Origin of the sequence: Bradyrhizobium sp. 170 (assembly GCF_023101085.1) — a bacterium.
Taxonomy (GTDB): Bacteria; Pseudomonadota; Alphaproteobacteria; order Rhizobiales; family Xanthobacteraceae; genus Bradyrhizobium.
The window spans coordinates 4710531-4734795 of the sequence record NZ_CP064703.1 but is presented as its reverse complement, the minus strand read 5'-3'; the positions used below and the strand labels follow the sequence as shown (position 1 = coordinate 4734795).

Genomic DNA, 24265 nt, shown 5'->3' with positions numbered 1-24265 from the left:
GACGTGGCCGAGGTTGTGTCAACCTGGCCGCAGCGATTCGCGCGCAGCCGCACCGTCGCCCCGGTTGGCGTTTGCCGAGCGGCGGCTTTGCCCCTATGTCTCGAAGGCATCATGACGCTTCCCGCATCCGCACTTCCCGTTGAACTGCCGCCGGCGTTTCTCGGCGTATTGCGTTCGGCGACCGGCAAATTGTGGCGCGACCGGCTCGACGCCAGGGGGGCGGCGCGGGCGCTGGCGATCACGCAGCGCTACCAGTTGCCGGAGATGCTGGCGCGCGTGCTGGCGGGCCGCGACGTCGGGATCGACGAGGTCGAGGACTTTCTCGATCCGACTATCCGTAAACTGATGCCTGATCCCCACACCGTGACGGCGATGGAGACGGCGGCGAGGCGCATTGCCGACGCGGCCGCGCGCGCCGAGAAGGTCGCGATCTTCGGCGATTACGACGTGGATGGTGCGACCTCGGCGGCGCTGCTGGCCTGGCATTTGCGCCATTGCGGGCTCGATCCGCTGATTCATATCCCCGACCGCATCTTCGAAGGCTACGGGCCCAATGTCGAGGCGGTGCGCGGTCTCGCAGCCAAAGGCGCCACGCTGCTCGTCACCGTCGATTGCGGCACCACCAGCCTCGAGCCGCTGGCGGAAGCACGGAAGCTCGGCATGTCGGTCGTCGTTATCGATCACCACCAGACCGGCGACGAATTGCCCGAGGTCGATGCGCTGGTGAACCCGAACCGGGCTGATGATCTGTCCGGCCTCGGCCATCTCGCAGCCGTCGGCCTCGTGCTGATCACGCTGGTGGCGGTGAACCGGGAATTGCGTAGCCGCGGCTTCTGGAATGCAGAGCGGCCGGAGCCGGATCTGCTCGGCATGCTGCACCATGTGGCGCTCGGCACCGTCGCCGACGTCGCGCCCCTGACCGGGCTCAACCGCGCCTTCGTCGCCAAGGGCCTGATTGCGATGCGCCGCCGCGACCATGTCGGCCATACCGCGCTGATGGACGTGGCGCGGCTGAACGGCCCGCCCGAGGCCTGGCATCTCGGCTTCATGCTGGGGCCGCGCATCAATGCGGGCGGCCGGATCGGGCGCGCCGATCTCGGGGTGCGGCTTTTGCTGGAGGGCGACGTCTCGGAGGCCGCGCGGATCGCGGCCGAACTCGACCGGCTCAACAGCGAGCGCCGCATCATCGAGCAGGCGGCGGAGGCGCAAGCCGAGGCCGAAGCGCTGGCTTCGCTCGGGCTCGAGGACAAGGGCGCGGTGATCGTGACCGCCGCCGAGGGCTGGCATCCCGGCATCGTCGGCCTGGTCGCCTCGCGGCTGAAGGAGAAATTTGCACGTCCCGCCTTTGCCATCGCGCTGGAGCCGGGCGGCATCGGCACCGGCTCGGGCCGCTCGATCTCGGGCGTCGATCTCGGCAAGGCGGTACGGCGGGCGGTGAAAGAAAAATTGCTGATGAAGGGCGGCGGTCACGCGATGGCCGCGGGCGTGACGCTGCGCAAGGAGAAGCTCGCGGAGTTTCGCGCCTTCATGGAAAGCGCACTGGCCGAGGACGTCGCCAATTCCCGTCACGAAAATGAGCTGTTCATCGATGGCGCTGTCAGCGCGCGCAGCGTGACGGTAGAGTTCGCGACGATGCTGAACCGCGCCGGGCCGTTCGGGGCGGCCAATCCGGAGCCGGTGATCGCGCTGCCGGCGCATCAGCTCGTCTATGCCGATGAAGTCGGCCAAGCGCATCTGCGGTTGCGGTTCAAGTCCGGCGACGGCGCCATCGTCAACGGCATTGCGTTTCGATCGGTCGGGCAAAAGCTCGGCCACGCCCTGTCGCAAAACCGCGGCCAGCCCCTGCATGTGGCGGGATCGCTGGCGGTCGATCGCTTTCAGGGTTCGGAACGCGTGCAGTTGCGCGTGACCGACGTCGCGGTGCCGGACCCGGGACCGGCCGTGATCAGGTAGTTCAACAACCAAGAACAACAAACGGGAGAAGACATGACAGGGCAGGTTCAGGGCAAGGTCGCGCTGGTGACGGGCGGTGCATCCGGCATCGGCGAAGCGGTTTCCGAATTGCTGGCGGGCGAGGGCGCGTCGGTCGCGGTCACCGATGTCGACGATTTGAAAGGGCCCGAGGTGGTGGCGCGGATCAAGAAGGCTGGTGGCGAAGCGAGCTTCCTGCATCACGACGTGACCAGCGAGGCGCGCTGGATCGAGGTCGTGGCCGAGGTCATGAAGCGCTATGGCCGGCTGGACGTGCTGGTCTCGAACGCCGGCATCGGCATATCCGTGCCGTCGATCACCGAGATGTCGCTTTCGGATTGGCGGCGGCAGACCGCGATCAATCTCGACGGCGTGTTCCTGTCGGTGAAGCATTGCCTGCCACTGATGCGCAAGACCGGCGGTGGCTCCATCATCATGATGTCGTCGCTGGCGGGCCTGCGCGGCGCGGCCGGTCTCTCCGGTTACTCCGCGACCAAGGGCGGTGTCCGGCTGTTCGCCAAGTCGATCGCGATGGAGTGCGCCACGTTCGGCGACGGCATCCGCGTCAACTCGGTGCATCCCGGCATCATCGACACGCCAATCTGGGGCAAGATTCCGACGGAGGCGGCGGGCAATGGCCAGAACGCGCCGATCGATCCGGAGGAGCGCGCGAAAATGGTAACGCCGCTGGGGCGTGCCGGCCACGCCGAAGAGATCGCGCAGGGCGTCTTGTATCTCGCATCCGACGCCTCACGCTACGTGACGGGGACCGAACTCGTCATCGACGGCGGCATGTATGCGGGCGGTATCGCGCGGAGAGTCTGACCTGCATCACCCGGAGACGCGCGCCATGACGAGGAGCGCGCCATTCTTGGATCTGCACCTCAGGCGAATTGCGCGAGGCCGTGGCCGACGGACCAGTTCTCTTTCGCGGCGTCGAGAATGGTCACGAAAACGTCCTGCGGCCGGATGCCCGGATTTTCGCCGAGCAGCTCCGCGACGCGCCGGAACAGCCCCTTTTTTTGCTCGACGGTGCGGGTGTTGAACACGGTAATCTGGATGTACACGACATCGGCACTCCGGACGACGCCGTAGGCATTACCGTATCGGAAGTTCGCCGCGTCATGCTCCGTGATGGTCATGAACTGGTCGTCTTCGGGCACACTGAGCGCTTCGCGCATCGCATGGTAGAGGCTGTCGAAGATCGCCTGCCGGTAGGCTTCCGGCTTTCCGGCGCGCAGTGAGATGTGAAGCAGCGGCATCGCGGTTCCTTCCATTCCGTTCTGCCCAGACACTAATGCCGTCTGATTATTTTGGTATGCTATGGATATTGGTATCAGCTATAACACTGGGAAATGATTGAGCGCCCCCTCGACCTGGATTCTGTCCAGGCTTTCATCCGCATCGCCGAGCTTGGCAGCTTTACGCGCGCGGCTGATGCCATGCGGACGACGCAAGCCGCGGTCAGCTTGAAGCTGAAGCGGCTCGAAGAGAGATTCGGCTGCCGGCTCATCGAACGGACGCCCCGGCACGTGCAGCTTTCGGCGCAGGGCGCAGCCTTCCTCGAACACGCCCGCGAACTGCTGGAGGTGCACGATCGGGCGCTGGCCTTGTTTGCCGGAGCCCGGCAGCGCCTCACCATCGGCATCAGCGACCACGTTGCGGGGCCGGAACTCCCGGCGCTGATCGCGCGCATGAACGCGCAAGACCCGCAGCTGTTGATCGAAATCCGGATCGGGTCGTCGGGCGACCTGCTGCAAAGCTTCGACCGGCGCGAGCTCGACACGGTGATTGTTCGCCTGCACGCCGGACGAAGCGACGGGGAAATTCTTACCGAAGAACAATTCGGCTGGTTCGCAAGCCCAGGCTGGCAGCATCGCGCGGGCGAGCCTCTGCCGCTTGCCACGATGGCCGAGCCCTGCGGCGTGCGCGCGCTGGCCGGGCGGCTTCTCGATGCGGCAGGCGTGCCCTGGACAGAAATTTTCGTCGGCGGCGGCGTTGCGGCGGTCGCGGCGGCTGTCATGGCCGGGCTCGGCGTTGCTGCGTTGGCGCCGCGCATGCTGCCATTCGGCGCGGTTGATGTCGGCCGCAAGCTCGGGCTTCCCGACTTACCGCGCTTGCCGGTTCTGCTTCACACAAGGGTCAAGGACGGCCGGCCGCGCGATGCGCTTGCGGCGCTTTCGGCCGCCTTCAGGAGCGCGGTGCGAGGCTAGCCAACGCCTCTGGTTTTATGGGTTCACGCCTAGTTTCCCTGCCTCAACCGCGCCAGCACCTTCAGCCCGCCATAGCCGTCGGCCGGCAGCAGTCCCATCCTGGTCTGATAGTCCTTCACCGCCTTCATGGTGTCGTTGCCGACGCGGCCGTCGGTGCCGCCGGTGTCGAAGCCGGCTTTTGTCAATCGCGTCTGCAGCTCCTGCACTTCGGGCAGCGTCAGCGCGCGTTCGGAGCCGGGGAAAGGCTGGATGAAGGGTGGCGCACCCAGAATTCGATCGCCGAGATGGCAGATCGCCAGCGCGTAGTTCATCGACGGATTGTAGCTTTTCACCGAATAGAAATTCGGACCCAACAGGAATGACGGACCGCCGGCGACCGGCACCCACATCTGCGCCGACGCGTTCGGCTGCGGGAACGGCTTGCCGTCGGCGCGCGTGACGCCGGCGCTGGCCCATGCCGCGTAGGTCCGGCTGCCGCTTGAAGATCCTCCTGAGCTGCGGACCTCATAGCCCCAGTGCTCGCCGCGGTGATACTTGCCGCGGTTGAGCAGATAGCGCGCGCTGGAGCCGAGCGCGTCGTCGGGCCTGCCGAACGGCGAGACGCGGCCGTCCTTGTCGTAGTCCATGCCGACATTGAGCCAGACTTCCGGCATCCATTGCGTATGGCCCATCGCGCCGGCCCAGGAGCCGCGCATTTCCTCCGGCGTTCCCCAGCCGCGGTCGACGATTTTGAGCGCGTTGATCAGCTCGGTTTCCCAATAGGCGCGGCGGCGCGGCTCGTTCCAGGCCAGCGCTGCAAGCGCGGGAAAGATCGGGCGCATATGGTTCTGCTGCACCAGGGGATCGCCATAGGCTGATTCAACGCCCCACAGCGCCAGCAGCGTGCCGCGCTCGACGCCAAAGTCCTGCTCGATCCGCGCGAACAGCGCCTCATGCTTCTTCAACGCTTCGCGGCCGTTGATGATGCGCCAGTCCGAGGCGCGGCGATTGATGTATTGCCAGATCTGCTCGTGGAATTCCGGTTGCTTCTGCATCTGCCGGAACACGCTCATGTCGGGCTCGATGCGCCCCATCACGCGCGTCCATGTTGCATCCGAAATGCCCTTGGCGCGGGCGCGGGCGTGAAAATTGTCGCGCCACGCGTCGAAGCCGGGCGGCGCGGCAAGCGCGGAAAATCCTGTCGCGAGCAGCGCGCCGGCGCTGATGCCGCCTTGCAGCACGGCGCGGCGGGTCGGGGCATCAGGGGAATCAGGCTGTTTCATGCCGGCAGTCTAGCGGCGTGGAGGGCCTGCGCCAAAAGCCATGACGCCGCGGGAACCGGCGATTCCCTCACAAATCCGCGGCGATTCTGGCGAGCCAGCGGCGGATCATGCGCTGGGCGTTGGCAGGGAGCCCGGCTGCCAGCCGCCGTTCGACCGCCCGGGCGTGCCGCCGGCATCTATCGAGCAGCGCCGCGCCCCGCCGTGTCACCGTCCATTGCAGCACCCTGCCGTGGATCGGGTGCGGGGTTTTCCGGATGGCGCCATCGCGCTCGAGGTTACGGATGATGACGCCGACCGTCTGCGGCGCCAGCATTGCCACCCGTGCGAGGTCGGCGCCGGACAGGCCGGGATAGGCCTTCAACATCGTCAGCACCACGAATTGCGGCGAGGTGACGCCGAGGCCGGCCAGCGACCGCTCCATCGCCAGCCGCGTCGCGGCCTGGGCCTGCCGCAAGAGATAGGCGAGGTAGCCTTGCTCGCCGCGCTTGCCTTCGCCGGGCGGCGGCGGGCGCAGCAACGGTGCGGGATTTTCGGCGGATGTTTGCCGCGACTGCCGGCCGACGCTTCCGGTGGACAGTTTTCGCGACCCTCGCGATTTTTTCACCGGTGCATTTCGCGATCGTGCCGTCGTGTTCCGTCGTGCCTTGCGCAGCATATCAGTGCTCTTATAATAAATCAGAGCACTGATAACACGAGGCACAAACGATGTCACACGCCCGCAAAGAGTACAAAGACTTCATGTCGCTGACGCCTGACGCCTACGAGGCCGTGCTGGCGCTCAGCAACATCGCGGGCAAGGCGGGCATGGACAAGCAACTGCTCGAACTGATCAAGCTGCGCGCCTCGCAGATCAACGGCTGCGCCTTCTGCGTGCAGTATCACATCCTGGAGAGCGAGAAGCTCGGCGTACCCACCGACAAGCTCAACCTCGTGGTGGTCTGGCGCGAGGCGCCGCAGTTCTCGCAGCGCGAACGGGCGGCGCTGGCCTGGACGGAAGCGCTGACCTTGCTCAGCGAGGGCGTCAGCGACGAGGTCTATGCAGAGGCGAGCCGCGAATTCTCCGAGAAAGAACTCGCCTATCTCACGTCGGCGGTCGCTTCGATCAACGTCTGGAACCGGTTCGGCGCGGCGTTTCGCTGGACGCCGCCGGCACGCAAGCAGGCCGTCGGCGCGGCCGCTTCATAAATCAAGGCGCCGGCTCATTGGCACCGAACCAAATACCGATCGGTGTGCGTTGGAAGGCCAGATTGTTGGCTGCCAGTTGATCGTATCGCGCGCTTTCCAATGTCGCCTTGATTTCTGCACTATTTAAGCAGCAGATGGCCCAATGTGACGCTTTTTGGAGGACTCGCGGTGCCGAGGTCCGGACTGGCGTTGTTGCTTGTGGGGTTACTCGGGTTTGGGCTGGGCGGTTGCATGCAATCGACGCTCTCACCGACGTCGAGTGCCAGTTTGAGCCCAAGGGACCGGCAGTTGCTGGCCCATCCGCCTTATGCGCGGGCGGACATCCCCGAGACCTATCGCCGGCACATTGTCGACTACATGCGCAAAGAGCAGCCGGGCACGATCCTGGTCGATACCAATGCACGCTATCTGTATTACGTCCTGCCGGGAGGCAAGGCGGTCCGCTACGGCGTGACGGTGGGAGAGGAAGCGCTGGCCTGGTCCGGTGTCGCGACCGTTGGCCGTATGGCTGAATGGCCCGACTGGATTCCTACGGCGGAGATCCAGGCTCGGCTCGGCCCTTACCCGAAGCGCATCGCCGGAGGCCCGGAAAATCCGCTCGGCGCGCGGGCGATCTACCTTTACCAGGGCAACAAGGACACCCTGTACCGTATCCACGGCACCAACCAGCCGGAATATATCGGCCAAGCCATCTCGTCCGGCTGCATCCGAATGACCAACGAGGACGTCATCGATCTCGTGAATCGGGTGAAGCCAGGCGCGATCGTCGTCGTCCTCCCGCCAGGTCGGAGCGCGTAGATGGCGCTTATCGCAGGTTCCCGTGACTGATCAGGGCTCGCCGCAGGTCACTCGCAGCCCGTTGCGCTGGCCCATTTATCTTGCCGTTGCGAGTCTGGCCGTACTGGTCGCGGCGGGGGACGATGCGGGCGCCAGAAGCGGCGAACGCTCGATCGAGTCCATCGAGACGCGCAGCGCCGGCGAACCGCTCATGGCCATCGTTTCGCTCCGCAACCAGCGGATCACCGTCTACGACGCCAAGGGATGGATCCTGCGGGCGCCGGTGTCGAGCGGTACGAAGGGACGCGAGACGCCCGCCGGGATCTTCAGCGTCATCCAGAAAGTAGAGGAGCATTACTCGAACCTGTACGACGACGCCTTCATGCCGCACATGCAGCGCATCACGTGGTCCGGTATCGCACTCCACGGCGGCGTCCTGCCGGGGCGTCCGGCGTCCCATGGCTGTATCCGGCTGCCCTTCGACTTCGCCGAACGCCTGTTCGACGCGACCGCGATGGGCATGCGGGTGATCGTGGCGCCAACCAATGTGGCGCCCGTTGAGTTTGCCCATCCGGTTCCGTTTCAACCCAAGCCGGGAGCCGGCGCCATGGCGGCTGCTCGCACGGCAGAGGCGCAAGAGGCTGCGAGGAAAGCGGCCGAGGCGCGATTGGCCGCCGGGACGGCCTTGCGGGAGGCCACGCAGGCCAAGGCGCCGGTTCGCGCGGTGGAAAATCTGAAGCGCAGAGCCGAGGCGCAATTGGCGGCTGCCGAGACCAAACCTGGCTCCGACATCTCGGCGGAGGCAAAGGAGCAGGCCGAGGACGCCAAGGCGCAGGCCGTCGCCAGAATCGCGGAGCTGCAGCTGCAATGGGAGGTCGCCAACGCGGTTCTGCAACAGAGGCTCGATGCCGTCACGTCTGCGCGTGAAGCCGCCGACGCGGCCGAGGCTGCGCGCGTCGCGGCAGCGGAGGCGGTCCGCGAGATCGCACGCGAACTTCAGCCGGTATCGGTGTTGATCAGCCGCAAGACCCAGCGGCTCTATGTCCGTCAAGCTTTCAAGGCCATCCTGGAAAGTCCGGTCACGATCGCAGATCCCGACCGTCCAATCGGTACACATGTTTTTACCGCCATCGACCGCGCGATTGACGAAGGCAAGGTGAGATGGAGCGTCGTTTCACTGGAGGACGGACGTTCGTCCAATGCCTCGGTTGAGCCCCGCGACCGGACGCGCGGGAATGGTGGTCGCGATGTTGAGCCGGTGTCGGCGGACCCGGAGACCGCAAAGGCCGCGCTCGACCGCATCGCCATTCCGCAGGACGTATTGGATCACATCGGCGGCATTGTGCCGCGATCTTCGCTGATCGTCACCGACGAGGCGTTGAGTTCGGAAACCGGTAAGGGAACGGAATTCGTAGTGCTGTTGAGCGGCGAGCCGCAAGGTGGCATCAAGAGGCGGCGACGCAGTCCGGGAACTGACTTCCGCTACACCCGCCAACGCAACCAGCCTTTTTGGCACTCGCCTTTCGGGAGTCCCTTCACCTGGTGAGCCCGCTCTTCTCGCGGCAAACTCGAACGTCACGTCGAGTGCAGGGCGACGCCGTAGTTTATTTTTTTGACGCGTTTTCTTGACGCGAACCGGTCGCTAGAAAACGCTTTAGTTCTCCCGGCCTTCCCGGGCATTGTGGCGAAGGATATCCTCCGGCAAAGCGTGCACCACGGCGGCGACAGCTGGCGGATCGGTCCCGATCTCGCGGCCGCGGCCGCGGATCAGCCGTTCATAGGACGCGATCAGGGTGGTGTAGGGATTGACCCAGATCCAGCCGTCGCGCGTGAACACCTGCACGTCGAAGTGAAGGTGGTAGGACGTGCCGTTCGGGAAATCGAGATAGTTGGAGACCACGCCGATCTTTTCGCCCTCGGCGACCCTGCGCCCGTTGAGAATGCCGTCGGCATCCATGGCTGACGGGTTCATATGCATGTAGCGAAAACGGATGTGCTCGTTGCGGGTATTGATCTGCAGCGTTGCCGCCTGCTGCCTCAGTGAACGGATCAGGATGCCGTCGCGGACGGCGACCACAGCCTGCTTCCTGGGATGGCAACTGCTTTCGCTGTTGCTGTTCGGCGGGCAGGGCGCGGGACGGATGTCTTGGCCCTGGTGCCCGAAGCCGGCGGCGCATTGCCCGACCTGGAAGCTGCGGGCTTCGCAAAAATTGTCCCGCCACGGATAGACGCCGCGGCCTTGCTCAGTCTTTTTCCTGCTGAAGGATTGCGAGCGGATGGCGGCTGGGGCTTTCTCGAGCGGAAAACGGATTTGCGAATAAGCGGCGAAGTCGGCGCGTCCGCCGCGCCGACGCACGCTGCTGCGGGCGATGATGTCGCCGCCCGGGTAATAAGTGAAGTCGGGCGAAACCGCCGTCGGTCGTTCAGCGATCTCGGACGAAATGTCGTGGCGCGGCTGCGCCGGTTGTCCGCCCGAGATCCGCAAGGTTTTCAGAAAGCGCTCGGCAATGGGATAGGCCTCGCGGCAAGCCAGCCGCCGCGCCCGCGGCGCTGAATCGAGACACTGGATCGACACCACATAGGGCACGCCGAAGCGCGTGAAGGCGTAGCGCACATAGCCTTCACGGATGAAGCGGCGCATGTCGGGGAACTGCGCCGCCAGCGCCTTGACCGGCTCGCCTTTGCCGCCAAGCGGATCGGCGAGGTCGTAGACGAGGATCGAGCCGGTGATCTGCACTTCGACCGGCTTGGCGAAGATCCGTGAGCTGCCTGCGCCCGGATGCAGCGAAAACACCGCGTCGTAGCCGGCCGGACCGGCGTGAAACAGGTCTGCGGGGCGGAAGTCAGCCTGGTAGCGCGACAGCGGCAACTGTGTGCCGCTGGCCTCGCCTTCGAGGTAGCCCGCGGTATCGAACGGCAGCAGCACCGGCACTGGACTGCGTCCGATCCCGGCGAACAGGCTCGCGTTGATGGCGTTCAGTTGCACCAGCGCGGGCGTTGCGCGCGGATCCCAAGCCGGCACGCGCCGCTGGCCGGCGAACGTGAATCGGGAAGCGATCGCCGGGCGGGTGCCGATCTCGGTGCGGAGCTGATCGACAACCGCCCGCCATTCGACGCGGACGGCCGTGATCGACGGCGTCCGGAACCCGGCTGCTGCTGCGGTGAGCCCGGCCGGGAGCAAACATAGGGCTGCCAGCCAACGCCTGAGCAAGCGGACAGCCATGGTATTCAATGCAATCGCCCCCCGGCGCGTGCCCCTTAATTCCAGTGCGCGATCTTAATCCTTTGCGCGCTCGACGTAGGAGCCGTCCTCGGTCATGACCACGATCCGCGTTCCCGTTCCGACGTGCGGCGGCACTGCGGTGCGAACGCCGTTGGAGAGGATAGCAGGTTTGTAGGAGGAAGACGCGGTCTGACCCTTGGTGACCGGCTCGGTATCCACGACTTCCAGCGTCGTGCGCTGCGGTAGCTGGATTGCAACCGGATTCATGTCGTGGAGCGACAGCTTCACGGTCATGTTCTCCTGCAGATAGGGCGCGGACGAACCGACGATTTCCTTGGAGACCTGGACCTGGTCGTAAGTCTCGGCATTCATGAAATGGAAGCCGTCGGCATCTTCGTACAGATAATTGAAATTGTGATCCTCGACGGTCGCCTTCTCGACCTGATCGGTGGTCTTGTAGCGTTCCGAAATCTTCACGCCATCGCCAATGCGGCGCATTTCGATCTGGCTGACCGGAGTTCCCTTGCCGGGATGGATGTTTTCGGCGGTGAGGACGACGTAAAGCCGGCCGTCCTGCTCGATGATGTTGCCCTTGCGAATAGAACTGGCGATGACTTTCAAAGCTGTTTTCCTGAATTTCTGGCCTCTGGCCAAATCCGGACATCGTGTCCAAGGGCCAAATCGGGCGGTTTCCGGCTGCAACATACTGATTTTGCCCGCCGATGCCAGCGTTTTGCCGCCATCCCCAGAGGTATGCCTCAGGGCCGTAACGGCCCTATTTTGCTGTGCTTATCGGCGGCGCCGGTCGGGGAACTGGACCGCCTTGGCGTTGTGGCCGGCGAAATCGGAGGGAATCGAGAATTGCCCGGTTTTCGTATCGAAGACACAGCGCCGACCGTCGATCCAGGGTAACGGCTTGCGCTCACCCTGTGAATCGAACGAAAGGCTGAGCACGATATAGCGGCTGTCAGGCCAACGCTTTCCCGTCCAGGCGTAATTATCGTCCATCCCCTCGAGCAGATTTACCTGCTTGTGATTGAGCGAACGGCGATCCCTGGATTTCCGATGGATCTTCCTGGACACCGGCTGGCTGAAGAAATAGTCCCAGGCCATGTCGCCGAGCGGCTTTGCGGTTGCCGGTGAGAATCGATATCCGTCGCGCCGGTAGAGCAACAGCGTTTGATACCCCGCGCCGAGCTTCTGCATGCGCACCAGCCATCGGCTGTCGGAGCTGAAGCGGAATCCGGCGCGATATCCTGCAAGATCGGCGCCTTCGCCGCGATTCAGCAGGAAGCCGTGATGCTTCGGGTCGAAGATCCAGAACTGGTGGAGAACGTCATTGTCGCGTTCCATCCAATACTGCTCGACGCGCACCTGGCCATCGGGGGAGGTGAACGTCTCGTCAGTCAGATGCTTGAATTCGGGCCCCGGTCCATCGGCGTAGGCTGGCAGCGCGGTGACGAGGCCCATTAACAAAAGAATTGCGGTTCTTCTTAACCAGCCGCCAGACATGCTCGTATCCTGTTGCAAATTCTGGCCATTGGACTGGGGAACGGGCCACAAGGTTCAGCACGCGGCCTCGGCTATCGAGCGGAATGGACAAGGCGAGCGGGTTTCGCCATGAAAAGATGGATTAAGCGGGAGTTTGCCGCCTGCTGGCGGAATCACAGAGAAAGTCGAACAGTTTCAATGGCGTTTTCCGATTCCTTGAATGGCTATCCAGGCTCTGCGGAGAGTGCTCCGTGGCTCGGCAAGGACCGTTGCTGATGGTTGGGACCGACCAGCCGTCGGCATGGTGGTCGCCCGCGCGGCACGGCGACCGAAAGCCGTTCCTGATGGCGCGAGGCGCGATCACGAAAGCGGTGCGGGCCTGGTTCGACGAACAGGGTTTTAGCGAGGTCGAGACCGCCATCCTTCAGGTCTCGCCGGGCAACGAGACGCACCTGCATGCCCCGCGCACTGAGATCATCGGCAGCGATGGCAGCCGCGCGACGCGCTATTTGCGAACGTCGCCGGAGTTCGCCGCCAAGAAATTGCTCGCCGCCGGCGAGGCCAAAATCTTCGAGTTCGCGCGCGTGTTCCGCGACCGCGAGCGCGGCGATCTGCATCTGCCCGAATTCACGATGCTGGAGTGGTACCGCGCGGAAGCGAGCTACGATGCGGTCATGGCCGACACCATCGTCGTGATCGCGCATGCGGCGCAGGCGACCGGAATCGGCCGGTTTTCGTTCCGGGGCAGAGCAGCCGATCCATTCGCCGAGCCGGAACTGTTGACGGTGGCGGCGGCATTCGAACGCTTTGCCGGGATCGACCTTTTGGCCACGATCAGCAATGGCGAGGGCGACCGCGCGGCGCTTGCGGCCGCGTCGAGCGCGCGGGTGCGGATCACCGATGACGACACCTGGTCGGACATTTTCAGCAAGGTGCTGGTCGAGCATGTCGAACCTAGTCTGGGGCAGGGGCGTTTGACTGTGTTGTTCGAATATCCGGCGCCGGAGGCGGCGCTGGCGCGGACGAAGGCGGCCGATCCGCGGGTCGCCGAACGTTTTGAGGTCTACGCCTGCGGCGTCGAACTTGCCAACGGCTTTGGCGAACTGACCGACGCGGCCGAGCAGCGCCGCCGTTTCGCCGCAGCCATGGACGAGAAGGCGCGGCGCTATGGCGAGCGCTATCCGCTCGACGAGGATTTTCTCGCAGCGGTTGCCGCGATGCCGCCATCGAGCGGCGTAGCCCTCGGTTTCGATCGGCTGGTGATGCTGGCCAGCGGCGCGCTGCGGGTGGATCAGGTGGTGTGGACGCCACCGGCAGGAGAGACATGAACAGGATCGATCCGAAATGGGCAGCAACGCTACGGCAGCCCGCCGAGCTCATCGAGCGCGGGTTGGCGAAGGCCACCGATCTCGCCGACCTTGAACGGGTCGCCGCGCGCTATGCCATCGCCGTGACGCCCGAGATCGCTGGTCTGATCGACACTGAAAATCCAGATGATCCGATCGCGCGGCAATTCATTCCGAGCGCGCTGGAACTGGTGGAAGCTCCCGGCGAGAACGCCGATCCGATCGGCGATGACGCGCATTCGCCCGTTCCCGGCATCGTCCACCGCTATCCCGATCGCGTGCTGTTCAAGCTGGTGCATGTCTGCGCGGTCTATTGCCGGTTCTGCTTTCGCCGGGAGATGGTCGGGCCGGGCAAGGCCACGGCGCTGTCGGAGGCGGCCTATCGCGAGGCGCTGGACTATATCCGCGGTCACACGGAAATCTGGGAAGTCATCCTGACCGGCGGCGATCCGCTGATGTTGTCGCCACGGCGGCTTGCCGAAATCATGACCGACCTCGCCGCCATCGATCACGTCAAGATCGTCCGCATCCATACCCGCGTGCCCGTGGCGGCGCCTGCGCGCATCGATGGGGACATGACCAAAGCGTTGCGCGTTGACGGCGCGACGACCTGGATCGCGGTTCATGCCAATCATCCGCGCGAACTGTCGGGCGAGGCGCGTGCCGCCTGCGCGCGGCTGGCTGATGCCGGCATTCCCCTGGTGAGCCAGACGGTGCTGCTCCGCGGCGTCAATGACGATGCGGCGACACTGGAAGCGCTGATGCGGGCTTTTGTCGAAAATCGGATCAAACCGTATTACCTGCATCATGGCGATCTGGCACCGGGAACGGCGCATCTGCGCACCACGATTGCAGATGGCCAGGAACTGATGCGCCGTTTGCGGGGGCGCGTCTCCGGCCTGTGCCAGCCCGAATATGTGCTCGATATTCCCGGCGGCCACGGAAAGGCGCCGATTGGTCCGAATTATTTGTCGCATGCAAGTTCCAGGGAATCTGATCTATCCTCGGAAACGCAGTATCGTATCGTCGACTATTGCGGCGACGTTCACCTCTATCCGCCAAAGCCGTGACCTGCGATGGCGGAGGACGGCGAGGGCAAACGGGAGCCGCCGGACGATGAGGGCAATCGCGGAATCGAAAACGCCGTGATGCTCGGCTTCTTCGTGGTGCTGGTGGCCGTCGGAATCTGGTTGCTTGCCACCATGGCCGATGTACGAAAGGCGCAGGACTGCGCCGCCCAGGGACGCCGCAATTGCGCAACGATCGACGCGCCGGTGCGTTAGGAAGAAACAGAAAGACGGGAGAACCAACATGCGAAAAACAATCCTCTCGATAGCGCTGATGGTTCTGATCGGCGGGGCGGACGCGTTCGCGCAAGGGTCCTCGTCCGTTTCGAAGAATTCGGGCGGAGGTGGAAGCGGAGGCGGAGGCGGAGGCGGAGGGGTCATCCAGGCGCCGGTCGGCCATCGCCAGCCACGCGCCAGCGACGTGCCCAGCGAGAAGAACCTGAGCGATCCGAACGACCCGCTGAGCAAGGAAAACGCAGCGCTCGACCGCAAGATCAAGAGCATCTGCCGCGGCTGCTAGACGAGTGAGCGGCTACACCGCCCACGCAGCAGTTCCAGGACCGCGTCGCTGTTTCAAGGATTGAGGATCGGGCGAGGCAGCGCTCGCTCCGGGTATCGCGGAGACGCCGCCGGGTTGCTTCGGCGGCGTCAGGCGCAATCCGCGAAATCAGTGGAACCTAGCGACCACCGCCACCACCACCGCCGCCACCACCACCACCGCCCGCATCCTGCATAGACTGGTTAAAGCGAGGATCGGTGTTCTTCATGTAATTCGGTGACGTGTCGCCGCGGTGCGTGCGAAATGTTTGCTTCGTGCGATGGGTCTCCTGATAGTTGAAGGCGTCTCCACAACCCCAATTCGGTGCCGACCGAACGCAAGGCGGATCGAACAGTGTAAACGCGTTGGCGTTGGTGGCTGCCATGGCGCTCATTGCGACGAGCGTGACTGAAGCCGCTGCAGCTAATCTTGATTTCATCGACATCTGAACACTCCATTCTTCGGTTCTGCGAAACCGGAATGGTTCGCACAGGAGTTCGACGATGCCAGATGGAAACAGGTTCGGTGCCTTTGAGAACAAACTCGGACCGGTTAACCACACATCGCCGTGATCGGGCCCTGCAGCCGAGCTCCAGTTCGACCCGCGGCATTGGCAACATCCCCGGTCAAACCACCGTCCTGACGCGGGACGTGCTCGACGACATGAAAGCCACGAGCGTCAGGGACGCCTTGCGTTCAACCGCGGGCGTGACGGTCGGAAGATAAGGGGAGCGGCCTTTCTTCGGTCGCTTTCGACGTGTCACCGCAGCTAGTAATCGAGATCCGACAAGAACGTGGTGTTCACGATTTCGAACTCGGAATCGCGCCAGTCTTTCAATAATTTCGCACGCGCCAAGCGATGCGATGTCGAATCTGAAGTGTTGCATTTCACGGCGTGGTGATCGATGCCTGAAATCTCAAGCAAATCATCGAAGCTTGCCTGCCGGTCTTCGCGGTTCTCAACTTCGCCGAAGTAGATGGTATGGTCGAACTTTCCCATCGCCCAACAAAATTGAACGCGAGCGTACTCGGTGTCGGCAAATGCCGAGCCTGGAGCGAGCAAGGCTGCAATCAAGAGCAATCGAATGATCGGTTTAATCATCGCGTTATTTCCAAAAAATGAATGTTATTTGAGTAGTCGGTCCGCGGCGGCTTACGGCTTGGCGACCGACCTGGCTGCTGCCGGACCGTCGATAGATGCTGATGAGCCCTTCAAGCGCGCCATCTGGATTTCGTTCGACGCTCTGAGATCGCTTGGGGGCCTGTTCGTGAAGGTAAGGCCAACCGCGACGATGATGGCGGCCAAATAGGACAGCTATAAGCCGCCGGTCTGCCGGCGGTAGGTACGCAGGTCGTCTGCATTCAGGTTGCTCGGAAGTGGTTTCATGTGGACCTCGTTCGAGACAGCAGTCCCGACAAGGCAATATTCCGAAGTGCTGTTTTCTAGTGTGAAGTACGCCACAGGCGGGTCGATTTTTGCCATGTGTACGACGTGTGCCTGCCAGGGTAATCATCCATTTGCATGAGAAGTAATCCGGATTTATGCGTCCACGCTCCGGATCGAGGTTGCAGCCTCAAATCAAACGGGAGCAGGGCGCGCCGATCGCGTGCCCTGCTCCGCCGTCATCCGACCCGGGTGGCTAGGCCGAACGCTCTTCCCCGAACTCGCGCGATGGCGCGTTCCTCCGCGTCGCCACCGCATCGGCCAGCACGTTCAGCGCGGACACCGTCGTATCCCAGTCGATGCAGCCGTCGGTGATGCTCTGGCCATAGGTCAACGGCTTGCCCGGCACCACGTCCTGGCGGCCGGCGACCAGATTGCTCTCGATCATGACGCCGGTGATCCGTTGCTCGCCGTTCGAAATCTGCTGCGCGATGTCGGCCACGACCAGCGGCTGGTTCTCCGGCTTCTTGTTGCTGTTGGCGTGGCTGGTGTCGATCATGATCCGCGGCGCCACGCCGGCGCGGACAAGTTCGACGCACGCGGCATCGACGCTGTCCCGGTCGTAGTTCGGCGTGTGGCCGCCGCGCAGGATGATGTGACAGTCCTCGTTGCCGGTGGTTGCCGCGATCGCCGAGCGTCCGCCCTTGGTCACCGCCATGAAATGGTGCGGATGCGAGGCCGACTTCACCGCGTCTGCGGCGATGCGGACATTGCCATCGGTGCCGTTCTTGAAGCCGACCGGGCACGACAGCCCGGAAGCCAGCTCGCGATGGATCTGGCTCTCGGTCGTGCGCGCGCCAATCGCCGCCCATGCCATCAGGTCGGCGATGTATTGCGGCGTCGTCATGTCGAGGAATTCCGTTCCCGCCGGCAGGCCGAGATTGTTCACCGCCGACAGCACGTTGCGCGCCAGCCGCAGCCCCTTGTTGATGTCGAAACTGCCGTCGAGGGCGGGATCGTTGATCAGCCCCTTCCATCCGACGGTGGTACGCGGCTTCTCGAAATAGACGCGCATCACGATCTCGAGGCGGTCGGCAAGCGTTTCGCGCAAGGCGGCGAGGCGCTCGGCGTACTCCACGGCGGCGACGGGATCGTGGACGGAGCAGGGGCCAACGACGACCAGCAGGCGGTCGTCGGTCCCGTTCAGGATGGCGTGGATGGCGTTGCGCGCCGCCATCACCACCCGCGTCGCGGTCAAGGTGCGCGGGATCTCACCCATCACCTCCTGCGGCGTACTCAGCTCTTTCAGTTCGCTAATTCGAAGATCGTCGGTGGTGCTCAACACGGCTGTGGCTCCTGTTCGTTGGGAACCTGCCGGCCAATAAAAAAGCCGCCAGGTTTGGCGGCTGTTCGGACATCTTGGCTTCAATTCGTCAGATTGAGCGCGATCCTCCCACCGCCAGCGAGCTGTCGTAGCTAAAATACCAAAAGCTGTTGGCGGCGATCTTGATCATGGCGGGCTCTATAGCGCACCCGGCAGGCCTTGTCATCCCATAATCGGCGATGTTCAGGATTGGCGCGCGGCGAGCGCCATGCCGACCAGCGATGCGCCGCCGAGCACGAGGTTGATCCCGACCAGGAGACCGATCGCCCATTCCGCCGAACCCGGGAGGCCGGCGACGATGATGAACGCGATCAGCAGGTCCATCACGCCTGCGATCAGCAGCCAGGACCAGCGCCCCGACAATTCGCGGCGGTGCTCCAGCGCGTACATGATGGTGACGACGCCTTCGGCCAGAAAATACGCGCCGATCACGATGGTGAGCGTGAGGACACCCTGCACGGGTTTTGCGAGCAGGATACCGCCGGCCAGAACAGCCAGCGCCGCCGAAAACAGCGACCACCAGAAGCCCGGCGTCTGCCGCGCCCAGTACGTAGCGAACAGCCCGGCAATGCCGCTGATCAGGAACATCCAGCCGAGGAAGATGGTGACGGCGAGACTGGCCAGCGGCGGCACGATCATCGCAGCTAGGCCGAGCAGGGCGAGCACGATGCCCTCGAACAGGAACGCTTTCCAATGCGCCTTCACCCTGGCGTTCATTTCGGACTGCAGTTTGCCGATGTCTGGCGGGATATCCTTGGGAAGGGTCATTGGAAACTCCCGATGCCTGCCGCGCCGATTGAGTTTCCAATATAGCTCGTGCGCCGCCTGCGGGTAAATTTGTTCGCAGGCCTTTTTGAGCGAGATCAACGACGCAGGGATGATGTTCAGCCCGGTTCGGGGGCGGACGAAAATCCCTCCGAGGACGTCCTGATGCGGTTGCGGCCGAACACATAGACCGCCGACGTCGCCAGCAACAACGCCAGGCCGATCAGAATGGAGGTCATGCCAAGCGGAACGAGAAGCAGCGACGCGTTGCGGTCAGGATTGATGAACCAGTGATGGAGCGAGGTCAGCACGAAAGCAGCCCCGGCGAAGCCGGCCCCGCTGCCCACGAGCAGCAGGGCCCACATCCGCCGCAACTGGCTCAGCCGCTCACGGCCGATCTCGGTACGCGGCGCATGGTGGCGTCCGACGCGCCGCACCAGCCGGATGGCAAATCCGATTGAACTAAATCCGATCAGCAGGCTGGTCGCCCCGAGCAGCATTCGCGTGGTGGGGCCGAGGTCGGGATGTTTCTGCAATGTCAGCAGCGGAAAATCGAATGCGGCATGCAATGCTACCGGCGCGAACAGCACCAGACACCAACTTGAAATCCGCGCCCAGTCGCGATGATGCCGGTGCGCGCCCAGCGCCGTTCCTGCGCGCGCAATCGCGATATAGGCGCCTGCGATAATGCCGAGCGCGCCGTGAAACGGCACCGTCAGTACGCTGCGCAACGCAGCCAGCGAACGCCACATGTCGGAGTGCTGCACGAGATAAGCGAGGTTTTCATAAGCCGCGAAGCCGAGGCCGGCGGCCGCGCCATAGACCACGGTATCCATCGGGTCCGCAAACGTACGCCGCCGCACCGACACGGCGATGATCACGAGGACCTTCACGATCTCTTCGGGCGCGGCGACGCCGAAGATCGAACGCAGGCCCTGCGTCATCCAGGGGTTTCCCGGCACCGCGAGGATTGCCGCAAACGGGGCGCGCGCAATTCCCAATAGAGAGATGCTGGCGGCCCCGAGTATGAAGGCGAGCCATACCCGCGTAGGCGGGCCGGGGCGCTCGTCGGCGGCAATGACGAGCCAGAGCACCAGCAACGCCGGCGCAATGGCGGCAACGCCGATCGATGTGGGGAGGGCCTGCAGCAGTAACATGTCGGGAACTTCACCTCGTCAGATACTCAAATTGCCGCAAATTCAGTTGTTTGCAAGAAAAGCCGAACGCGACTCGTTGTCGCCAACAGCTATTTGAAAATCCGGGCCTTGCGGGCTATGCGCCGGCCTTGCCGCCGATCTTGCCCCGCACCATCAGCAATCCCGCCAGCGCGGCCAGCGCGAAGCCGGCGCCGGCCAGGAACGTTCCCTGCGGCCCCGCGATGTCCCAGAGGCTGCCTGCAATGATGCTGGCCGCGAGCATGGCCAGGCCGCCGAGCAGGTTGAAGAATCCGTAGGCCGTGCCGCGCAACTCGGCCGGCGCAGTGTCCGCCACGAGGGCGGCCAGCAACCCTTGCGTCAGTCCCATGTGCAGGCCCCAGAGGACGACGCCCAGCGCAACGCCGGCGATCGACGGCAGCAGGGCCAGCGCGATGTCAGCGGCAACCAGCAACAGAATGCCGCCCGCCAGCACGGCCGTGCGGCTGACGCGATCCGAGATGGCGCCGGCGGGATAGGCCGCGACGGCATAGACGACATTCATTAACACCAGCACGGCAGGTACCAGCATGATCGGCAGCCCGACATTCTGGGCGCGCAGAACCAGGAACGCCTCGCTGAAGCGCGCCAGCGTGAACACGCTGGCCACCGCCACCACCCACCAATAGGCCGGCCCGAGGTTTTTGATCTCAACCAGGCTGATCGGATTGCGCACCGCGCGCAGCGCCTGCGGCCGGTCCGGCTCGCGCACGGCGAAGACGATCAGGGCCAGCGCCAGGAAGGCGGGAATCACGGCAACCCAGAATACGGCCGTGAAGTTGTCTGCCGTCCACCACATCAGGGCAATGGCGAGCAGAGGGCCTGTGAAGGCGCCGATCGTGTCGAGCGATTGGCGCAGGCCAAAACTCGCGCCGCGCAGCTCGGCCGGCGAGAGGTCTGCCACCAGCGCGTCACGCGGGGCGCCGCGAATACCCTTGCCGATCCGATCGACGAAACGCGCCGCCACCAGCCAGGCGACGGTTGGCGCCAGCGGAAAGACCGGCTTGGTGAAGGCCGCGAGTCCGTAGCCGAAGGCCGCGAGCCATTTGCGCTTGCCGAGCCAGTCCGAGAGCGCGCCGGAGAATATTTTTGTGATGGAGGCGGTCGCCTCGGCGATGCCTTCGATGATTCCGACCGTCACCATCGATGCGCCAAGCACCGAAACCAGGTAGATCGGCAGCAGGGCGTGGATCATCTCCGACGAGATGTCCATCAGCATCGAGACGAAGCCGAGGACCCATACGCCCGGTGGAATATCCCTGATCGAATAGGTCGGCTTGGTGCCAGCAGCCATGTCGTCCCTTACGCGCTCCCGCCGTGCACCATACCGGCGGCGGCACCGGTCAACCGGGGCTCATTCGGCCAACTGCCGGCAGGTGCCAACATGGTCCAATCATGGCTGAGGTCGCCGATCAAGGGGACGAGGAACATACCTCCGGCACTCATGCGCAGAATATGGGCGGCTCGCTGCCTGGTGGTTCATCGCGCCAGCAGTTTCCGGCACGCTTCGGCAAAGACCTCGGCCCCCGTGACGATGTCAGCGTCTGCGGTGTTCTCGGTCCAGTGGTGCGAGATGCCGCCGATCGAGGGCACGAACAGCATGCCTGCCGGCATGACGGTCGCGAGAATCTGGGCGTCGTGACCGGCGCCGCTCGGCATGCGCAGCGACTTGCCGCCGGCAAGGGCTGCGCTGGCTTGTTCGATGGCCTGCTGAAAGGAGACATCCATCAGCGCGGGCGCACCGGTGCGAATGCGCTCCACGGCGACGCTGCAGCGGCTCTGATTATCGACTTCTGCGGCCATGCTGTGGAGGAGGGCCTCCAGCCGCGCGATCACACTCGGGTCGTCGTCGCGGATCTGGAACAGCATTTCCGCCGATCCAGGGATGATGCTGGGCGCGCCGGGATCGAGGGTGATGCGGCCGGTGGTCCACACCGTGCGCGGACCGCAGGCCGTGGGGAAGCGATCGTCGATATCGACGCAAAATCTGGCGAGTGCGAGGCCGGCGTCCCTGCGAATGGCCATCCGCGTGGTGCCGGCGTGGTTTTGTTCGCCCGCAAACGTGATGCGGTATTGCCAGATCCCGACGATGGACGTGACGACTCCAATCTTGAGACCGCTGCTTTCGAGCGCCTCGCCCTGTTCGATATGGGCTTCCAGATATCCGATATGCCGCCCGTGCTCGCACCGCGCGCGGGCGCGGCCGGCGAGGCCGGCCTCGCGCAGCGCATCGCGCATGCTCCTGTCGTTGTTGCGGTCGCGCGCCTCGTCGATACCGGCTTCGGTGACGCCGCCGACATAGGACCGGCTGCCGAGGAAGTGTCCGAAATGCCCTTCCTCGTCGCACCAGGACGCAACTTCGACGGCGCCGTTCATGTTCGGATCGCGATTGATGACGCGGGCGGCTTCGAGCGCATAGACCACGCCGAGCGGTCCATCGAGCCAGCCCGCGTGGTTCTGGCTTTCCAGATGCGACCCCGCCAGCAGTTTCGGTCCGGGCTTCGTGCTGGTGCCGAGGACGTTGCCGATGCCGTCGATCTCGCCCGCGAGGTCGGCCTCGGGAAGACGCTGCACCAGCCACTGCAGGGAACGCAGATGCGGCTCGGAGAAAGTCGGCTTGTGAACACCGGTCTTGTACGTGCCCATTGCACGCAATGCGTGAAGATCGGCGAGAACACGCGCGCCGTCGACGCGAGAAGAATTGTCAGTCATGGATTTACATGCCTGCGGGTCCGTAGTTCTCCGGGGTAGAACAAAGTTCCTGATATCATCCGGAGTAGAACAAAGTTCCTGAGTGTGTTCTTGCAGTAGAACAAAGTTCCCGGCACATCACCAGCCACCTGTATTATCCGCCGGACAGCAGCGCCAATGCGACGACGGCAAGCCATGCCACGATGACGAGCGCCGCCACCGCGCCGGCGGTTATCTTCGCCTTCTCCTTTGGCGTGTAGTCGCGCATTTTTCTCGCAAACGTGTGAGAGGCGTTCAGACCCGTGCGGAGGATATTCAATCACTCAATCGCATCGGGAAAGAAAATAGTTCGCGTCGTGTGAGCGGAAAAGGGCGATGCAAGCAGGAAACGGCTCCGGCGCGCTACGGCCGCCATTTCGGTCGATCGTCGACCGCGGCTGCAAGCGGGCCGAGAGGTCCTGCTTCAGGCGTGTTGGAAAGTCGCCTCTAGCGGGGCTAGGAGAGTTCGCTTCGCCACATGCCGAACATGGCGCGCCCCTCGGTCATGCGGTTCTTCATGGCGGCGACGACCTCATTGGCAAACGCAATTTGAGGATCGGTCGACGGCAGATGAGAATCGGTTGACGTCAGGCCATGAACTTGAGGTGCCTTCGATTGGTATCCGACCCGGGCTTCGAATGCGTCGAGCTGATGCTCGAAGTTCGCGAGAGCCTGCTTCAGATCAGCCAGTTCTTTCGCGCGGGGATCTCGAGCCATACGATGCTCCCAGGACGATGCCCCAAAGGCTGGAGGGCATGTGCGTCAGGCGATGCACGCAACGCTTCACCGCTCGTTGAGAGTGGAAAGGCCGCCGTTACGGTGGCGGCCTTTCCAGAGCAAACAACGGGACGTCATGTTGGACCTAGGCCAGGCGAACGCTGCCTTGATTCTTCCGTCGATAGGCCAGGAAGCCAACGCCGAGGAAGCCGAGCATCATCATGGCCCAGGTCGCCGGCTCCGGCACCGCGCCGGCTACCGTGTAATTGCCGAAATCGACCAGCTTGATGGATTTGAAGTTTTCAGGGAGCTCCGTATAGACCTTGACCTTGTCGATGTACTGGCCGGTGCCCGCAACGGCGGCCGCGCCGAACGGTCCGAAGACGGAGTTGGCCGGGACGTTCGCGAACGTGAACGTATTGCCGAAATTGTCGTTCACTTCGACAAAGATGGTGCCGAGGATGTCGAGTTGCCCCTGGAAGGAAAACGACGTGAACACGTTGTTCGTGGGATCGAACGTTATTGAGCTGAAGACATTCCTCTTAGCCGCCGAGGCCGTTGCGTTTCCGCTGCCGGTATCTACGGCACCGACCGTAGCAATGTTGATAAGTTCGCTGCCTACATGGGCAGTGAAGCTGGTTACAGCGTCATTGTTGTTGTCGACGTTCCACGATGTGCTGCTGGTCTGCCAGCTCGAAGACGTGCTCGAAACAATGTCGGCGCGAGCAGCGACGCTGAATGTGGCTGCAGCCGCCGTGATTGAAATTGCGACTACGGTTTTGCGAAGATTTATCATCGACTACTCCTGCCAAATACTGGAACTCAAAATGACTTTATTCGCTGGCCTGAATTGCCAGAGTTTCCCGAAAACTATCACCCATTAAAATTTAGTAAAGTAACTGAACTTTACTATCATACCTTAAATTAAAATAATTCTATCGATTATAGGTTGTCTCGTTCCTTCGCACACCCGGCGAGAAAATCGCGCGGCGCCTGTATTTTTCGTTTACTGCAATCCC

At 63.5% G+C, this 24265-nt stretch carries 27 protein-coding genes and 1 pseudogene; 13 read left to right on the top strand and 15 right to left on the bottom strand.

Going from position 1 to position 24265, the window contains the following annotated elements:
* Window positions 1-111: 111 nt before the first annotated feature.
* Both recJ and IVB05_RS22035 read left to right on the top strand, forming a co-directional pair.
* Complete coding sequence (gene recJ, locus IVB05_RS22040; RefSeq protein WP_247777963.1) at window positions 112-1953, top strand: single-stranded-DNA-specific exonuclease RecJ; 1842 nt, start codon at window positions 112-114, stop codon at window positions 1951-1953.
* A 33-nt stretch (window positions 1954-1986) separates the two neighbouring features.
* Window positions 1987-2796: a glucose 1-dehydrogenase gene (locus tag IVB05_RS22035; RefSeq protein ID WP_247777961.1), complete on the top strand. Its 810-nt coding sequence runs from the start codon at window positions 1987-1989 to the stop codon at window positions 2794-2796.
* A gap of 59 nt (window positions 2797-2855) precedes the next feature.
* Here the strand turns inward: IVB05_RS22035 and IVB05_RS22030 are convergent, their stop codons facing one another.
* The gene (locus IVB05_RS22030) at window positions 2856-3233 is read right to left on the bottom strand and encodes a tautomerase family protein (RefSeq protein WP_247786839.1); all 378 of its coding nucleotides are present in this window, start codon (window positions 3231-3233) and stop codon (window positions 2856-2858) included.
* A gap of 93 nt (window positions 3234-3326) precedes the next feature.
* Between IVB05_RS22030 and IVB05_RS22025 the strand changes: the two genes are divergently transcribed.
* Window positions 3327-4184 (top strand): LysR substrate-binding domain-containing protein, encoded by an 858-nt coding sequence (locus IVB05_RS22025; RefSeq protein ID WP_247777960.1) that lies wholly within the window; start codon window positions 3327-3329, stop codon window positions 4182-4184.
* 29 nt (window positions 4185-4213) lie between these two features.
* Here IVB05_RS22025 and IVB05_RS22020 read toward each other — a convergent pair whose 3' ends face one another.
* Entirely contained in the window at window positions 4214-5446 is a 1233-nt protein-coding gene (locus IVB05_RS22020) for a lytic murein transglycosylase (protein ID WP_247777958.1), read from the bottom strand.
* A 67-nt stretch (window positions 5447-5513) separates the two neighbouring features.
* Window positions 5514-6023: a MarR family transcriptional regulator gene (locus IVB05_RS22015; RefSeq protein WP_247786838.1), complete on the bottom strand. Its 510-nt coding sequence runs from the start codon at window positions 6021-6023 to the stop codon at window positions 5514-5516.
* Between the two features lie 128 nt (window positions 6024-6151).
* Between IVB05_RS22015 and IVB05_RS22010 the strand changes: the two genes are divergently transcribed.
* From IVB05_RS22010 to IVB05_RS22000, 3 genes are all read left to right on the top strand, one after another.
* Entirely contained in the window at window positions 6152-6631 is a 480-nt protein-coding gene (locus tag IVB05_RS22010; protein WP_247777956.1) for a carboxymuconolactone decarboxylase family protein, read from the top strand.
* 168 nt (window positions 6632-6799) lie between these two features.
* A complete protein-coding gene (locus tag IVB05_RS22005; protein ID WP_247777954.1) occupies window positions 6800-7429 on the top strand; it encodes a L,D-transpeptidase in 630 nt (209 codons plus the stop codon).
* Window positions 7430-7451: 22 nt separating this feature from the next.
* Window positions 7452-8954 carry a L,D-transpeptidase family protein gene (locus IVB05_RS22000; protein WP_247777952.1) on the top strand — a complete coding sequence of 501 codons (1503 nt, stop codon included), beginning with the start codon at window positions 7452-7454 and terminating at the stop codon, window positions 8952-8954.
* Window positions 8955-9062: 108 nt separating this feature from the next.
* On the opposite strand, the gene IVB05_RS21995 is transcribed toward IVB05_RS22000, so the two are convergent.
* The 3 genes from IVB05_RS21995 to IVB05_RS21985 all read right to left on the bottom strand — a co-directional run bounded on the left by IVB05_RS21995 (window position 9063) and on the right by IVB05_RS21985 (window position 12143).
* Window positions 9063-10631: a M23 family metallopeptidase gene (locus IVB05_RS21995; protein ID WP_247777950.1), complete on the bottom strand. Its 1569-nt coding sequence runs from the start codon at window positions 10629-10631 to the stop codon at window positions 9063-9065.
* 54 nt (window positions 10632-10685) lie between these two features.
* Window positions 10686-11252, bottom strand: a complete 567-nt coding sequence (gene efp, locus IVB05_RS21990) for an elongation factor P (protein WP_247777949.1) — start codon at window positions 11250-11252, stop codon at window positions 10686-10688.
* 168 nt (window positions 11253-11420) lie between these two features.
* Window positions 11421-12143, bottom strand: coding sequence for a hypothetical protein (locus IVB05_RS21985; RefSeq protein WP_247777947.1), 723 nt, complete (start codon window positions 12141-12143; stop codon window positions 11421-11423).
* Window positions 12144-12397: 254 nt separating this feature from the next.
* Here IVB05_RS21985 and epmA point away from each other — a divergent pair, with 254 nt between their 5' ends.
* The 4 genes from epmA to IVB05_RS21965 are packed head-to-tail and all read left to right on the top strand — an operon-like array spanning window position 12398 to window position 15055.
* The gene (gene epmA, locus IVB05_RS21980) at window positions 12398-13450 is read left to right on the top strand and encodes an EF-P lysine aminoacylase EpmA (RefSeq protein ID WP_247777946.1); all 1053 of its coding nucleotides are present in this window, start codon (window positions 12398-12400) and stop codon (window positions 13448-13450) included.
* The gene (locus IVB05_RS21975; RefSeq protein WP_247777945.1) at window positions 13447-14538 is read left to right on the top strand and encodes a lysine-2,3-aminomutase-like protein; all 1092 of its coding nucleotides are present in this window, start codon (window positions 13447-13449) and stop codon (window positions 14536-14538) included. Before epmA ends, IVB05_RS21975 begins: the two co-directional genes overlap by 4 nt.
* 6 nt (window positions 14539-14544) lie before the next feature.
* Window positions 14545-14751: a hypothetical protein gene (locus tag IVB05_RS21970; RefSeq protein ID WP_247777944.1), complete on the top strand. Its 207-nt coding sequence runs from the start codon at window positions 14545-14547 to the stop codon at window positions 14749-14751.
* Window positions 14752-14779: 28 nt separating this feature from the next.
* Window positions 14780-15055, top strand: coding sequence for a hypothetical protein (locus IVB05_RS21965; protein ID WP_247777942.1), 276 nt, complete (start codon window positions 14780-14782; stop codon window positions 15053-15055).
* A gap of 157 nt (window positions 15056-15212) precedes the next feature.
* Here the strand turns inward: IVB05_RS21965 and IVB05_RS21960 are convergent, their stop codons facing one another.
* Window positions 15213-15518 carry a hypothetical protein gene (locus IVB05_RS21960; RefSeq protein ID WP_247777941.1) on the bottom strand — a complete coding sequence of 102 codons (306 nt, stop codon included), beginning with the start codon at window positions 15516-15518 and terminating at the stop codon, window positions 15213-15215.
* Window positions 15519-15682: 164 nt separating this feature from the next.
* On the opposite strand from IVB05_RS21960, the pseudogene IVB05_RS21955 reads away from it, so the two are divergent.
* A pseudogene (locus IVB05_RS21955) lies at window positions 15683-15799 on the top strand (TonB-dependent receptor plug domain-containing protein); the annotation flags it as partial.
* A 43-nt stretch (window positions 15800-15842) separates the two neighbouring features.
* On the opposite strand, the gene IVB05_RS21950 reads toward IVB05_RS21955, so the two are convergent.
* Window positions 15843-16175 (bottom strand): hypothetical protein, encoded by a 333-nt coding sequence (locus tag IVB05_RS21950; RefSeq protein WP_247777940.1) that lies wholly within the window; start codon window positions 16173-16175, stop codon window positions 15843-15845.
* Here IVB05_RS21950 and IVB05_RS21945 point away from each other — a divergent pair.
* Entirely contained in the window at window positions 16159-16383 is a 225-nt protein-coding gene (locus IVB05_RS21945; RefSeq protein WP_247777939.1) for a hypothetical protein, read from the top strand. The two genes, IVB05_RS21950 and IVB05_RS21945, sit on opposite strands and share 17 nt — an antisense overlap.
* Window positions 16384-16713: 330 nt before the next feature.
* On the opposite strand, the gene IVB05_RS21940 is transcribed toward IVB05_RS21945, so the two are convergent.
* The 7 genes from IVB05_RS21940 to IVB05_RS21910 all read right to left on the bottom strand — a co-directional run bounded on the left by IVB05_RS21940 (window position 16714) and on the right by IVB05_RS21910 (window position 23745).
* Entirely contained in the window at window positions 16714-17802 is a 1089-nt protein-coding gene (locus IVB05_RS21940; RefSeq protein WP_256472497.1) for a 3-deoxy-7-phosphoheptulonate synthase, read from the bottom strand.
* Window positions 17803-18024: 222 nt separating this feature from the next.
* Entirely contained in the window at window positions 18025-18609 is a 585-nt protein-coding gene (locus IVB05_RS21935) for an HdeD family acid-resistance protein (RefSeq protein WP_247777938.1), read from the bottom strand.
* Window positions 18610-18725: 116 nt separating this feature from the next.
* Window positions 18726-19763 carry a PrsW family glutamic-type intramembrane protease gene (locus IVB05_RS21930; protein ID WP_247777937.1) on the bottom strand — a complete coding sequence of 346 codons (1038 nt, stop codon included), beginning with the start codon at window positions 19761-19763 and terminating at the stop codon, window positions 18726-18728.
* Between the two features lie 115 nt (window positions 19764-19878).
* Window positions 19879-21093, bottom strand: a complete 1215-nt coding sequence (locus tag IVB05_RS21925; protein ID WP_247777936.1) for an MFS transporter — start codon at window positions 21091-21093, stop codon at window positions 19879-19881.
* Between the two features lie 185 nt (window positions 21094-21278).
* The gene (locus IVB05_RS21920; protein ID WP_247777935.1) at window positions 21279-22511 is read right to left on the bottom strand and encodes a Zn-dependent hydrolase; all 1233 of its coding nucleotides are present in this window, start codon (window positions 22509-22511) and stop codon (window positions 21279-21281) included.
* A gap of 474 nt (window positions 22512-22985) precedes the next feature.
* A complete protein-coding gene (locus IVB05_RS21915) occupies window positions 22986-23246 on the bottom strand; it encodes a hypothetical protein (protein ID WP_247777933.1) in 261 nt (86 codons plus the stop codon).
* Window positions 23247-23391: 145 nt separating this feature from the next.
* Window positions 23392-23745: a PEPxxWA-CTERM sorting domain-containing protein gene (locus IVB05_RS21910; RefSeq protein ID WP_247777931.1), complete on the bottom strand. Its 354-nt coding sequence runs from the start codon at window positions 23743-23745 to the stop codon at window positions 23392-23394.
* Here IVB05_RS21910 and IVB05_RS21905 point away from each other — a divergent pair.
* On the top strand, window positions 23738-24130 hold the full coding sequence (locus IVB05_RS21905) for a hypothetical protein (protein WP_247777929.1): 393 nt from the start codon (window positions 23738-23740) through the stop codon (window positions 24128-24130). The genes IVB05_RS21910 and IVB05_RS21905 overlap by 8 nt on opposite strands.
* Window positions 24131-24265 lie beyond the last annotated feature (135 nt).

Bases quoted from the DNA above. Each gene is read 5' to 3' on its own strand.
- recJ (WP_247777963.1), top strand. From the start codon at position 112: ATGACGCTTCCCGCATCCGCACTTCCCGTTGAACTGCCGCCGGCGTTT.
- IVB05_RS22035 (WP_247777961.1), top strand. From the start codon at position 1,987: ATGACAGGGCAGGTTCAGGGCAAGGTCGCGCTGGTGACGGGCGGTGCA.
- IVB05_RS22030 (WP_247786839.1), bottom strand. From the start codon at position 3,233: ATGCCGCTGCTTCACATCTCACTGCGCGCCGGAAAGCCGGAAGCCTAC.
- IVB05_RS22025 (WP_247777960.1), top strand. From the start codon at position 3,327: ATGATTGAGCGCCCCCTCGACCTGGATTCTGTCCAGGCTTTCATCCGC.
- IVB05_RS22020 (WP_247777958.1), bottom strand. From the start codon at position 5,446: ATGAAACAGCCTGATTCCCCTGATGCCCCGACCCGCCGCGCCGTGCTG.
- IVB05_RS22010 (WP_247777956.1), top strand. From the start codon at position 6,152: ATGTCACACGCCCGCAAAGAGTACAAAGACTTCATGTCGCTGACGCCT.
- IVB05_RS21995 (WP_247777950.1), bottom strand. From the start codon at position 10,631: ATGGCTGTCCGCTTGCTCAGGCGTTGGCTGGCAGCCCTATGTTTGCTC.
- IVB05_RS21985 (WP_247777947.1), bottom strand. From the start codon at position 12,143: ATGTCTGGCGGCTGGTTAAGAAGAACCGCAATTCTTTTGTTAATGGGC.
- epmA (WP_247777946.1), top strand. From the start codon at position 12,398: ATGGTTGGGACCGACCAGCCGTCGGCATGGTGGTCGCCCGCGCGGCAC.
- IVB05_RS21975 (WP_247777945.1), top strand. From the start codon at position 13,447: ATGAACAGGATCGATCCGAAATGGGCAGCAACGCTACGGCAGCCCGCC.
- IVB05_RS21970 (WP_247777944.1), top strand. From the start codon at position 14,545: ATGGCGGAGGACGGCGAGGGCAAACGGGAGCCGCCGGACGATGAGGGC.
- IVB05_RS21965 (WP_247777942.1), top strand. From the start codon at position 14,780: ATGCGAAAAACAATCCTCTCGATAGCGCTGATGGTTCTGATCGGCGGG.
- IVB05_RS21960 (WP_247777941.1), bottom strand. From the start codon at position 15,518: ATGTCGATGAAATCAAGATTAGCTGCAGCGGCTTCAGTCACGCTCGTC.
- IVB05_RS21945 (WP_247777939.1), top strand. From the start codon at position 16,159: ATGATCGGTTTAATCATCGCGTTATTTCCAAAAAATGAATGTTATTTG.
- IVB05_RS21950 (WP_247777940.1), bottom strand. From the start codon at position 16,175: ATGATTAAACCGATCATTCGATTGCTCTTGATTGCAGCCTTGCTCGCT.
- IVB05_RS21935 (WP_247777938.1), bottom strand. From the start codon at position 18,609: ATGACCCTTCCCAAGGATATCCCGCCAGACATCGGCAAACTGCAGTCC.
- IVB05_RS21930 (WP_247777937.1), bottom strand. From the start codon at position 19,763: ATGTTACTGCTGCAGGCCCTCCCCACATCGATCGGCGTTGCCGCCATT.
- IVB05_RS21925 (WP_247777936.1), bottom strand. From the start codon at position 21,093: ATGGCTGCTGGCACCAAGCCGACCTATTCGATCAGGGATATTCCACCG.
- IVB05_RS21920 (WP_247777935.1), bottom strand. From the start codon at position 22,511: ATGACTGACAATTCTTCTCGCGTCGACGGCGCGCGTGTTCTCGCCGAT.
- IVB05_RS21915 (WP_247777933.1), bottom strand. From the start codon at position 23,246: ATGGCTCGAGATCCCCGCGCGAAAGAACTGGCTGATCTGAAGCAGGCT.